The organism is Aquitalea sp. ASV11 (genome assembly GCF_016429185.1).
In the GTDB taxonomy this organism is placed as follows: domain Bacteria; phylum Pseudomonadota; class Gammaproteobacteria; order Burkholderiales; family Chromobacteriaceae; genus Aquitalea; species Aquitalea pelogenes.
Genome location: NZ_JAELUD010000029.1, coordinates 37,532 through 47,967 on the forward strand (window position 1 = coordinate 37,532; position 10,436 = coordinate 47,967).

General features: G+C 61.8%; 13 protein-coding genes. 10 read left to right on the plus strand and 3 right to left on the minus strand.

Going from position 1 to position 10,436, the window contains the following annotated elements:
- Positions 1 to 33 precede the first annotated feature (33 nt).
- The 8 genes from rarD (at position 34) to gmhA (ending at position 5,551) form a co-directional block, all read left to right on the plus strand.
- The gene (gene rarD, locus JHD62_RS11200; protein WP_199102957.1) at positions 34 to 948 is read left to right on the plus strand and encodes an EamA family transporter RarD; all 915 of its coding nucleotides are present in this window, start codon (positions 34 to 36) and stop codon (positions 946 to 948) included.
- A 140-nt stretch (positions 949 to 1,088) separates the two neighbouring features.
- Positions 1,089 to 1,289, plus strand: coding sequence for a hypothetical protein (locus JHD62_RS11205; RefSeq protein ID WP_199102958.1), 201 nt, complete (start codon positions 1,089 to 1,091; stop codon positions 1,287 to 1,289).
- Between the two features lie 165 nt (positions 1,290 to 1,454).
- Positions 1,455 to 1,919, plus strand: coding sequence for a GNAT family N-acetyltransferase (locus JHD62_RS11210; protein WP_233160858.1), 465 nt, complete (start codon positions 1,455 to 1,457; stop codon positions 1,917 to 1,919).
- A gap of 5 nt (positions 1,920 to 1,924) precedes the next feature.
- Entirely contained in the window at positions 1,925 to 2,854 is a 930-nt protein-coding gene (locus JHD62_RS11215) for a class I SAM-dependent methyltransferase (RefSeq protein ID WP_199102959.1), read from the plus strand.
- Positions 2,851 to 3,504 (plus strand): alanyl-tRNA editing protein, encoded by a 654-nt coding sequence (locus tag JHD62_RS11220; protein ID WP_199102960.1) that lies wholly within the window; start codon positions 2,851 to 2,853, stop codon positions 3,502 to 3,504. Before JHD62_RS11215 ends, JHD62_RS11220 begins: the two co-directional genes overlap by 4 nt.
- A complete protein-coding gene (locus tag JHD62_RS11225; protein ID WP_199102961.1) occupies positions 3,498 to 3,893 on the plus strand; it encodes a GFA family protein in 396 nt (131 codons plus the stop codon). The genes JHD62_RS11220 and JHD62_RS11225 overlap by 7 nt, the downstream gene beginning before the upstream one ends.
- 56 nt (positions 3,894 to 3,949) lie before the next feature.
- A complete protein-coding gene (locus tag JHD62_RS11230) occupies positions 3,950 to 4,837 on the plus strand; it encodes a DMT family transporter (protein WP_199102962.1) in 888 nt (295 codons plus the stop codon).
- A 129-nt stretch (positions 4,838 to 4,966) separates the two neighbouring features.
- Positions 4,967 to 5,551, plus strand: a complete 585-nt coding sequence (gmhA, locus tag JHD62_RS11235; RefSeq protein WP_062788943.1) for a D-sedoheptulose 7-phosphate isomerase — start codon at positions 4,967 to 4,969, stop codon at positions 5,549 to 5,551.
- Positions 5,552 to 5,616: 65 nt separating this feature from the next.
- On the opposite strand, the gene JHD62_RS11240 is transcribed toward gmhA, so the two are convergent.
- Complete coding sequence (locus JHD62_RS11240; RefSeq protein ID WP_199102970.1) at positions 5,617 to 6,402, minus strand: inositol monophosphatase family protein; 786 nt, start codon at positions 6,400 to 6,402, stop codon at positions 5,617 to 5,619.
- Between the two features lie 272 nt (positions 6,403 to 6,674).
- On the opposite strand from JHD62_RS11240, the gene JHD62_RS11245 reads away from it, so the two are divergent.
- A complete protein-coding gene (locus JHD62_RS11245; RefSeq protein WP_199102963.1) occupies positions 6,675 to 7,403 on the plus strand; it encodes a 16S rRNA (uracil(1498)-N(3))-methyltransferase in 729 nt (242 codons plus the stop codon).
- Between the two features lie 445 nt (positions 7,404 to 7,848).
- Here JHD62_RS11245 and JHD62_RS11250 read toward each other — a convergent pair whose 3' ends face one another.
- Both JHD62_RS11250 and JHD62_RS11255 read right to left on the minus strand, forming a co-directional pair.
- Positions 7,849 to 8,418, minus strand: a complete 570-nt coding sequence (locus JHD62_RS11250) for a hypothetical protein (protein ID WP_199102964.1) — start codon at positions 8,416 to 8,418, stop codon at positions 7,849 to 7,851.
- Positions 8,419 to 8,506: 88 nt separating this feature from the next.
- Positions 8,507 to 9,352: a D-hexose-6-phosphate mutarotase gene (locus JHD62_RS11255; protein ID WP_199102965.1), complete on the minus strand. Its 846-nt coding sequence runs from the start codon at positions 9,350 to 9,352 to the stop codon at positions 8,507 to 8,509.
- A gap of 183 nt (positions 9,353 to 9,535) precedes the next feature.
- On the opposite strand from JHD62_RS11255, the gene hutC reads away from it, so the two are divergent.
- Positions 9,536 to 10,252: a histidine utilization repressor gene (hutC, locus tag JHD62_RS11260; RefSeq protein WP_231588830.1), complete on the plus strand. Its 717-nt coding sequence runs from the start codon at positions 9,536 to 9,538 to the stop codon at positions 10,250 to 10,252.
- The last annotated feature ends 184 nt before the right edge of the window (positions 10,253 to 10,436 follow it).

Genomic DNA, 10,436 nt, shown 5'->3' on the forward strand with positions numbered 1-10,436 from the left:
TGCAACATCAAAAAACCAGCCATCGAGCGCTTCATGTCCGCTACCCCTTCCCGTCAGGATGCCACCCGTGGCGTCCTGTTTGCGTTTATTGCCTTCGTCATCTGGGGCCTGTTTCCGCTCTACTGGAAGCCGCTGCACCAGGTGCCGGCCTTGCAGATTCTCTGTCACCGCATTGTCTGGTCTGCCGTGTTTGTGGCCGGCATCCTCACCGTGCGTCACAACTGGGCCTGGCTGGGCGAGGCAGTGCGCCAGCCGCAAAAGCTGGCTATTTTCGGCTTGTCCTCGCTGATGCTGTCGCTGAACTGGCTGATTTACATCTGGGCGGTGAATGCCGGCCACGTGGTGGAAGCCAGCCTGGGTTATTTCATCAACCCGCTGTTCAATGTGTTGCTGGGGCGTTTGTTCCTGGCCGAGAAACTCAGCACCACACAGCGTACTGCTGTCGCTCTGGCGGCGGCAGGGGTGGCCTGGATTACCTGGTGCACCGGCACGCTGCCGCTGATTGCCTTGTCGCTGGCAGCCACCTTCGGCCTGTACGGCCTGCTGCGCAAGAAAGCACCGCTGGCCTCGCTGGAGGGACTGGCGCTGGAAACCTTCCTGATGGCACCGCTGGCCTTGCTGGCGCTGGGCTGGTTTCAATGGCAGGGGCAGGGTGCTTTCCTGCATCAGGCCCTGTCGCTGGATGTGCTGCTGGTGGGGGCCGGCGTGGTGACTGCCATCCCGCTGTTGCTGTTTGCCGCTGGCGCGCGACGGCTGAAGCTGGCCACGGTGGGACTGATCCAGTACATCGGCCCCACCATTCAGCTGGCGCTGGGCGTGTTGTTGTTTGGTGAACCCTTCGATAGCGGCAAGCTGTTCGGTTTCAGCCTGATCTGGCTGGCCTTGCTGCTGTATTCGGCCGCCGGCCTGCTGCAAATGCGCGCCGACAAGCGGACAGCTGCCGCCTGATGTCCCCCGAGTGCCAGCTGTGCAGCAGTAGGTAATCACCACGACTTGGCACTGTAATGACTTTGGCATTAAATGTGCAGATCATGGCCTGTCATCTTTTATTCGCAGTCAGGCCGGGTTTTTGCACAGGAAATGTCAGCATGGTACGCATCTTTTCCCGGGTGAAGCACAGGCGGCAAGCCCGGCCCTCCTCCTTGCCCGAAGAGCTGTCGGCGCATGAATATGCCCGCCTGAGCCAGACCTCAGGCGAAGTGCCCACAGCTGTGGCGGCACATGCCGCGCCGGATAGCTGGCTGCAACGCTGCTGGCAATACTGTAAACAGCGCATGCACCGTGAATAGCCGTTGACCGAAAACGGCTTCCGGTCGACACTGCCAGTTGGCCTGACCGGCGCGTCCATACCGCCTTGTCGGGCAGTAATGCCTTGATCCGGCAACCATTGCCGTGGCATTGAATGCAGACACCGTGCCAGCCTCATCCGGCACCGACCATTACGGAGCGTGCGCATGCCTCAGTCGCTGCCACTGGAATTTGATTGTGATCCGGCCCGGCTGGACCGCGACATGATTCACCATTACCTCAGCCAGCAGTCCTACTGGGCCGCCGGGCTGCCGCGTGATATTTTCGAGCGCTCGCTGGCCGGCTCGTTGTGCTTTGGCGCTTATGCCGACGGTCAGCAAGTGGCCTTTGCCCGCATGATTACCGACCAGGCCACCTTTGCCTATCTGGCTGATGTTTTTGTGCTGCCCCAGTGGCGCGGGCAGGGCATCAGCAAGGCCTTGATGGCCTTCATCATGGCGCATCCCGGCCTGCAGAAGCTGCGGCGCATGATGCTGGCCACGGCGGATGCGCATGGCCTGTATGCCCAATATGGGTTTACCGCGCTATCCAGCCCGCAGCGCATGATGGAAAAGCTGGATCAGCAGGTCTATCAGCGGCTATCCGCTGAATTGAGCGCGCAACAAGGATAAGCAGCATGGAACTGGCAATACAGTATTTGCAGGGCAAGGGCATCGAGCTGGGGCGCGGCGCGCATAATCCGCTGGCCCCGGCCGACTGCATCAGCGTGGCGCCGTGTGACGGGGTGCGCTATGTGGACGAACGCGACCTGGCCGACTACCAGATATATGCCGCTGAACAGCAACGCCATGGCCGCGGGGTGGATCAGGTGGATGTGGTGGCTGAAGCCACCGCGCTGCCGTTTGCCAATGGCGAGCTGGACTACGTGGCCAGTTCGCATGTGCTGGAGCACCTGCCTGCCATCTTTACCGCCTGGCAGGAATGGTTGCGGGTGCTACGTCCGGGCGGCATCAATTTCATGATTGTCCCCAAGCGGGATGCCTTGATTGAAGACAGCGTACGGCCGATTACCGGCTTGCAGGCCCATGTCGAGGCCTTCGAGCAAGGGGTGACGCCGCAATCCCTGCTGCCGGAACTGCCCTGGCGCACGCATTATCACGTGTTCACCCTGCAAGGCCTGTTTGATGCGCTCAACTGGTTCAACCAGCAAGGTCTGGGCGCTTACTGGTTGCTGGAAGCGCAGGAGGAAAGCGACAGCAATGTCGGTAACGGCCACACCCTGGTGCTGAGCAAGCAAACCAGCTTGCCGGTACTGGAAGGCAGCGTTGGCCAGCTGGGCAGCGCCTTCAGCAGCGAACGCTATGAGGAGGCGGCCTTGCTGGCCCGCCAGGCCCTGTCGCTGAATTTCCGCATTCATGAAGCCTGGTTCATCCTGGCCATGTCCCAGTTGCAACTGGGAGATTCGCGCGCGGCCGTGCAGTCGCTGACTCAGGCACTGGTATTGCAGCCCAAGCATGCCGAGTACCGCAATGTGTACCAGCAGCTGCTGGGCCAGCCATTCAGCTACCCGATGAGCCTGGTCGACTACCTGGCGCGCATGCTGTGACCGGCAAGCTGTTCTGGACCGATCCCTACCAGACCACGCTCACCACCACCGTGGCGCGGGTGGACGGCCAGCAGTTATGGCTGCAGGACACCATCTTCTATGCCTTTTCTGGCGGGCAGGAAAGCGATGCCGGCACCATTGCCGGCTGGCCTGTCGAGCTGGCGGAAAAACAGGGACAGGACATTGTCTACACCCTGCCGCCGGGGCATGGTCTGACTGCCGGGGCGCAGGTGACGGTGGCTATTGACTGGCCGCGTCGCTACCGCCTGATGCGCTTGCACTTTGCCGCCGAACTGACGCTGGAAACCATTTACCGCGACTTTGCCGGGGTGGAGAAAATCGGCGCACACATTGCGGCGGACAAGGCGCGCATCGACTTTGCCCTGCCCGAACCCATCACCCCGCATCTGCCCGCCATCACGGCCAGGGTGCAGCGCCTGATTGATACTGACAGCGAGATTGTCAGCGCCTTCTCCGACATCGAGGCCGAACGGCGTTACTGGGAAGTGCCGGGCTATTGCCGGGTGCCCTGTGGTGGCACGCACCTGCGTCGCACCGGCGAGGTGGGCCGCATCGCGCTCAAGCGCAAGAATATCGGCAAGGGCAAGGAGCGGGTGGAAATCACCCTGCTGGATGACGCGCCATGCTAGGCAGCTGTCTGTGCGGTGCCATCACGTATGAAGCGGATCAACTGGACCTGCCCGTCAGCCATTGTCATTGCCACACTTGCCAGAAAGCCCATGCCGCGCCCTTTGTGCCAACGGCCGGGGTGCTGCGCCAGCATTTCCGCTGGCTGTGTGGTGTGGAACAGCTGGGCAGTTTTCAGTCCTCACCCGGCAAGCTGCGCCATTTCTGCCGCCAGTGTGGCAGCCATTTGCTGGCCGAGCGCGAGGGCAGCCCTTATGTCATCCTGCGCGTGGCCACGCTGGACGAAGCACCGGCACAACAGGCCAGCCAGCATATCTGGACCAGTCATGACCGGCCCTGGTTGCAAGCCGAAGCGGCACCGCACTGGCCGGAGTGGCCGCCGGACAGGTAAGCTGGCGCTTTTCCCAACCCCTGTCCGGCTCTGCGCCGGGGACTGACTGGATTGTCATGTGGTACGACCTTGCCGCCGTGGGCGCGGCAGCCTGCTGGGCCTGGGGCGCCATTCTGGGCGCCGGCCCGGCCATGCATTTTGGCCCCTTCACCTTTACCCGCCTGCGGCTAAGCCTGATGACGCTGCTGTTGGGCGGCATCAGCCTGGCCATTGGCGGCTGGCACAGCATGCAGTGGGCCAATGTGCTGCCCGCCTTGCTCTCCGGCCTGACCGGCATTTTCCTGGGCGACACCCTGTATTTTTCTGCAATGAACCGGCTGGGGCCGCGTCGTTCCGGCCTGCTGTTTGCTACCCATTCGGTGTTTTCCGTGCTGCTGGGCATGCTGTTTTTGCAGGAAAAACTCAGCCTGCCCGGTTTTATCGGCAGCGTGATGGTGTTTGGCGGCGTGATGCTGGCGGTGGCTTTTGGCCGTGGCAAGCAGCAAGGCAAGGCCTGGGAGCACCCGGCACACTTCAAGCTGGGTGTGGCACTGGGCATGGCGGCAGCACTATGCCAGGCCTTGGGTACCTTCTTTGCCAAACCGGCCATTGCCGGCGGGCTGGAGCCGGTCACCGCCTCGGCCATCCGCATGGGCGTGGCCTGTCTTGCGCACAATGTGCTGTGGCTGGGTGGCCTGCCGCTGGCCAAAAGCCGTGGCGTATACAGCCTGCGCATGCTGGGGCAGACGGGGCTGAACGGGGTGGTGGCGCTGGGCCTGGGCATGACGCTGATCATGCTGGCACTGCAACATGCCAATGTGGCCACGGTGGGCATGCTCTCCGCGCTCAGCCCGGTGTTGATCCTGCCCATGCTGTGGTGGGTGAACAAGCAGCCGCCGGCGCTGGTGGCCTGGCTGGGTGCTTTTGTCAGCTGTGCCGGTACGGCCTTGATCGTGCTTCGCTGAAATTTACCCGCCTGCCATTTCCTGTGGCAGATGGCCTCGGGGTATGATGTCGGGGCTGGCACATGAGCCAGCCCTGTTTACTGGTGGCAATGGCAGTGTGCCTTTGCCCGCAAGCATGATGGATCGCTGATGATTTCCCATATCCAGTCCAGCCTGACTGAAGCGCAAACTGCCCTCAACAATCTGCTGGCCAATCCAGAGGCGCTGGCCAGCATCGAGGCCGCTGCGCAGCAACTGATTGCCAGCCTGGCCGCCGGTGGCCGCATCTTTTCCTGCGGCAATGGCGGCTCCATGTGCGATGCCATGCACTTTGCCGAAGAGCTGACCGGCCGTTACCGCAACAACCGGCGCGGCATGGCTGCCATTGCCATTTCCGACCCCAGCCACATGAGCTGTGTGGCCAACGACTTTGGCTACGAACACGTGTTTTCACGCTATCTGGAAAGCCATGGCCGTGCTGGCGATGTGCTGATCGGCATCAGCACCAGCGGCAACAGCCAGACCATCGTCAACGCCGCCACGGTGGCGCGTGAGCTGGGCATGAAGGTGATCATCCTCACCGGCCGTGCGGCAACCCGGCTGGAACCGCTGGCCGATGTCTACGTCAACACCCCGGGCGGCCAGTATGCCGACCGCGTGCAGGAGCTGCACATCAAGGTGCTGCACATCCTGATCGAGCTGGTGGAACGGCATTTCTGCCCGGAAAACTACTGATTCCAGTATTCGGCAACTGCAGCAAAAACGGCCCCTTGAGGGCCGTTTTGCATTGATATCACCTGTTACTGATTGGCCCGCACCCAGCGGTGCCACTGGCAGTACAGCTCGGGATCGATGGCGGCAATCACCGAACGTTTCCACACGGTATCCGTCCAGTAGTCGTCGGTATTCAGGCTGGCCAGCCTGCCGCCGGCTTCTTCCAGGATGACCGCGCCGGCAGCGTAATCCCACAGCCGCTGACCGCCATGCAGGTAGAGGTCGTAACGGCCTGCTGCCAGAAAGCACCAATCCAGCGTGCTGGAACCCATGCTGCGCTGGCTGCCGAACGGTGCCACGCTGCTCATGCGTGCCGCCAGTTTGCCGGAGCGCAGGTATTTCACTTCCACCGCAGCAATGGCATCACCCATGCTGTTGCGGGTGGTTTTCAAGGGCAGGCGACGGCCGTTGAGCCAGGCCCCCTGGCCGCGGCGGGCATAGAACATTTCGTCGGACACCGGGTTGTAGATCACCCCCAGCTCGCTGACGCCGCGCACCACCAGCGCAACGGAAATGGCAAAGTAGGGCAGGCCGTTGACGAAGTTGGTGGTGCCATCGATGGGGTCCACCACCCACAAGCCGTCAGGGTTGTCCTGCCACAGCGCATCCTGCTCTTCGCGCGTCATTTCCTCGCCCAGCACCGGGTGCGGCAGCACGCGCGGCAGCATCTCGCCCAGTGCCTGCTGGCAGGCCATGTCGGCTTCGGTAAACAGCGAGCCGTCGTCCTTGCGCGTTTTACCCACGCGCAAAAAGCGCGGCATCACCTCCTGGCGTGCCACGTCACGGACAACCTGCATCACCTGTTCAACCACCTGCATTATGTTCTCCTGGGTCCCGCTGTTATCGGTCAGCCGGTGCGGGCAAGGTAGGGTAAGCTTGGCTCACTCTGGAAGAATAGTTGCAAATCCGGCATGCCATGCCCCCATTCAATGGTGGTGCTCATCAGGAATGCGGACGCGTCATGCGTCGTCAGGGCCGGGCCTGGCGGGAAAAGCTGTCAGAATAGCCACTTGCCAAAGACGAGTTGTTGCAACTGCAGCAAACAAAGCAAAATACCGTTATCACCACGGACTTTCAATACGCCATGCCAAGGTTTTTTATCGAAACAGCCCTGGCGGCAGGCCAAACCCTGTCGCTGCCCGATGCCGTTGTCCGTCACATCCAGGTGCTGCGCCTGAAGGAAGGTGACAGTCTGACCCTGTTCAACGGACAGGGGGGGGAATACCAGGCCAGCTTGCTGTCACTGCAAAAGCGCGATGCCAGCTGTGAGATCACCCGCTTTGACGACATCAGCCGCGAATCGCCCATCTGGCTGGGCCTGGCGCAGGCCATTTCCAGTGGCGACCGCATGGAATTCACCCTGCAAAAGGGGGTGGAAATGGGCGTATCGCTGTTTCAGCCGATTGCTGCCGAACGCTCGGTGGTGAAACTGTCCGGCGACCGTGCCGACAAGCGGGTGCAGCGCTGGCAGGAAATCGTGCAATCGGCCTGCGAGCAGTGCGGCCGCAATACCTTGCCGCAGGTGCTGCCCATCCTCAGCCTGAATGAATGGCTGCAGCAGCAACAGCAGGCGGATGCGCGGCTGATCCTTTCGCCACTGGGGACGCAAAAGCTGGCTGACATCGCCAGCGCACCCAAGCGGGCTTGGCTGATGGCAGGGCCGGAAGGTGGTTATTCCGCCCGCGAGGAAGGTGCTGCGCTGGATGCCGGCTGGACGCCGCTAAAACTGGGGCCGCGCATCCTGCGTACCGAAACCGCTGCGCTGGCGGCGGTGGCGGCGGTGCAGGCGGTGTGGGGGGATTACTGTATCTAGAGCTTGGTCGGTAGCGCCATTCCCACCGTGTTTGGAAATATGGCGAACCGCTTCGCGGTGCTGTTTTTCATGGCGGGGCTGCCCGCCGAGCAGGCAGGGGAGCTGCCTCGCCAGCTCCCCTGCACCCCTGGGCGACCCCGGGTTGCGCGAAACCCCGCCTGCTTCGGGCCGGGCAAGGCACCGCCGAACTCGCCATTCGCTATCGTCGAATGGCTCAGACATTGCGGCGGCTTAAAACCTTGCCCAACCCGCCCCAGTCGGCGCGCGCCACGGGGAGGGGGCTGCGTCGTCAGCGTGATGGCTTCCGGTCTTGCCACTGCTCGCCATGCAAACATCGCCGCGTAGCGGACAAACTAGCACTCCTGCCAGGGATGGCAGGTAGGTGCAGCCAACAAAAAGCCCGGTTAGACCGGGCTGGATGATGTCGATCAGAGCGTAAGCTTGCTCAAGCTGTGGTGGCGATTTCCTGTTGCCGGTAAATCAGCGCACCGGCCAGCAGCAACTCGTGCTCGCTCAGGGAAAACTGACCGGGCGGCGCGGCGCGTTCAAACAGGAAGCGGCGGCCTTCGTATTCCACCCAGGCGCTGATGGTCTGGTCATGAAAACGCCCCAGGATTTCACTGGAGTGTGTCACCGCATTCACATCCGGCACCACAATGCCCACCGGCAGCGGCACTTCCTCGGCCACTTCCCAGTTTTCCCGCGCCGGCAGCTGCGGGCTGTTGCGGGTGGCCAGTTGCAGCCACAGGCGGTAGGCCCACAAGGGCAGCATCACGCGGTGTACCCGTTTGTCGTCGGTGATGACGCAGGCTATGGGAAAGCGATGATGGCACGCCGGGCAGGTGCCTTTGGCGGCCAGAAACAGCTTGTCCTGCTGCAGGCTGGCCAGCCCTGACATGTGTTCGCACCCTACCATGGCATGGCAATGCGGGCAGTGCTTGCCAAAGCGGCGCACCCGGTTGCCATTGGAAAAGGTGACGGGGAGATAACTGGAAATCGTGTTCTGTCTTGCCATTGACTACCTGTCCACTACAACGCCAAGCATGGCGGGATGCTGTGCAGTATACCCTGTCCATAAGGATGGGGGCATCGGGAAGCCGGCCTCAGTCGGCCCGTATCTGGCAGCCCAGCGTATGGCTGTTGCCTGGTTCCAGCGTGTAGCTGTCTTCACCCGCATTGGCTGCCTCGATGCAGACAAAGTCGTGCCAGCCCTCGTTCGGCAGGTCGGCCAGCCGCGCAGCCTTGTCCTGCCAGGGGTTCCACAATACCACGCTGCCAGAACCGCTGCGGCTGATGCGCAGGCGACGCTGCCATTGCGGGTCGTGCAGGATGATATCGGCCTCGCTGTAGACAATGGCATCGAACTCGCCATTGAGTTGCAGTGCCGCGGATGGCATGCGGCTGAAGCGAGCAGCCACCTTGTCTTCGAAAACGGCTTCTTCCACCCCGGACAGCTGAATGCGGCGGCTGTCGCTGACCGCGAGATAACTGTGCAGCGCCGTGCTCACCGTGTGTGGCTGCTGGCTGCGGTTATGGGTGTGCAGCTGCATGGCAATGTGGTCGGACAGGGTGTATTCCAGTTCAACATCCAGCCCTTGCCAGTGCGGGCCTTGCAGTTTCACGTGAAACGCATCGCCATCCTGCTCCACTGAAAGCAGCTGCCAGTCTTGCTGCCGCGCCACGCCATGGGCCGGGGCGGCAGTGTCGGTCGGGTGCGGGCCGAACCAGGGCCAGCAAACCGGCACGCCACCACGGATGGCCTTGCCCTGTTGCAGGCTGGCCTGGGGCGACATGTACAGCCAGGGTTGTTGTCCATAGGGCTGGAAGGAGAGCAATTGCCCACCCAGCAAGGACAAGGTGGCGGAGAAGCTGCCTCCATCCAGTTGCAACAGGGTGAGTGCATTGCCAAGCGGAATCAGCTGGGCGGCGGGGGGCAGGGAAATGGACATTCGGATGTCTCGCTGGCGGGAAATGGACAAATCATAACCCAAGGTGGCCGTGACAACTGCCTGGCGGGTGATGGGCAGACAGGGCAGGGCTGTTGTACATTGGCTTTACCATGCGCTGGATCAGCCACAGCCGGCGCAGTCCGGTCTAGAATGCCTCATCTTAACGTTTGCATGGAATACAAGGTGTCTGCCACAGCTCAACCGCGCTATCTGCGTATCAAGGAATACATTCTGGAAGGCATCCGCAAGAAGGAATTCCTGCCAGGCTGCAAGATTCCGCCCGAGCTGGAACTGGCCAGCCAGTTTTCCGTGTCGCGCATGACCGTCAACAAGGCAGTGCGCGACCTGGCCGAGGCCGGCATCCTGCTGCGTTTTGCCGGGGACGGTACTTATGTGGCCGAGCGCAAGGCCGAATCGCCGCTGCTGGACATCAACAATATCGCCGCCGAAGTGGCGGCGCGCGGCCACACCCACAGTGCCGACGTGCATCAGCTGGAAACCATTGCGGCAGGTGAAGAGATTGCCCTGCAACTGGGGGTGAAGGTGGGCACGCCGATTTATCACTCCATCCTGGTACACCGCGAAGACGGCCTGCCCATTCAGCTGGAAGACCGCTATGTGAACCCGGCCTGGGCACCGGATTACATCCTGCAGGATTTCACCCGCCGCACGCCCAATGAATACCTGATGGAAACCTGCCCGCTGACCGATATCGAGCACAGCGTGGAAGCCATTCTGCCGGATGCACGCGAGCTGGCCATGCTGGATATCGCCGCCGGTGAGCCCTGCCTGCTGGTGTTGCGCCGTACCTGGTCGTACAAGAATCTGGTGACTTTTGCCCGGCTGGTGCATCCGGGCGGGCGTTACAAATTACGCTCGCAAAGCCGGGTGAAGAAATAAGCCAGGCTGCCTGTGGCAGCCGCGGTGCACGTCAGTTGTGATTCTGTCATCGCGCTAGGCTATGCTAGCGGTTTATTTTTCTGCTTTTTCCTGTTAACCCGCCTACTTAATCAATCACATCATGGACACACTGCTTTTGCTCAAGGCAGCCATTCTCGGCATTGTCGAAGGGCTGACCGAATTT

Excerpts from the sequence above, each read along its gene's own strand:
- JHD62_RS11215 (WP_199102959.1), top strand. The coding sequence starts at position 1,925 with ATGGAACTGGCAATACAGTATTTGCAGGGCAAGGGCATCGAGCTGGGG.
- JHD62_RS11245 (WP_199102963.1), top strand. The coding sequence starts at position 6,675 with ATGCCAAGGTTTTTTATCGAAACAGCCCTGGCGGCAGGCCAAACCCTG.
- JHD62_RS11205 (WP_199102958.1), top strand. The coding sequence starts at position 1,089 with ATGGTACGCATCTTTTCCCGGGTGAAGCACAGGCGGCAAGCCCGGCCC.
- rarD (WP_199102957.1), top strand. The coding sequence starts at position 34 with ATGTCCGCTACCCCTTCCCGTCAGGATGCCACCCGTGGCGTCCTGTTT.
- JHD62_RS11230 (WP_199102962.1), top strand. The coding sequence starts at position 3,950 with ATGTGGTACGACCTTGCCGCCGTGGGCGCGGCAGCCTGCTGGGCCTGG.
- JHD62_RS11250 (WP_199102964.1), bottom strand. The coding sequence starts at position 8,418 with ATGGCAAGACAGAACACGATTTCCAGTTATCTCCCCGTCACCTTTTCC.
- JHD62_RS11225 (WP_199102961.1), top strand. The coding sequence starts at position 3,498 with ATGCTAGGCAGCTGTCTGTGCGGTGCCATCACGTATGAAGCGGATCAA.
- JHD62_RS11210 (WP_233160858.1), top strand. The coding sequence starts at position 1,455 with ATGCCTCAGTCGCTGCCACTGGAATTTGATTGTGATCCGGCCCGGCTG.
- gmhA (WP_062788943.1), top strand. The coding sequence starts at position 4,967 with ATGATTTCCCATATCCAGTCCAGCCTGACTGAAGCGCAAACTGCCCTC.
- JHD62_RS11255 (WP_199102965.1), bottom strand. The coding sequence starts at position 9,352 with ATGTCCATTTCCCTGCCCCCCGCCGCCCAGCTGATTCCGCTTGGCAAT.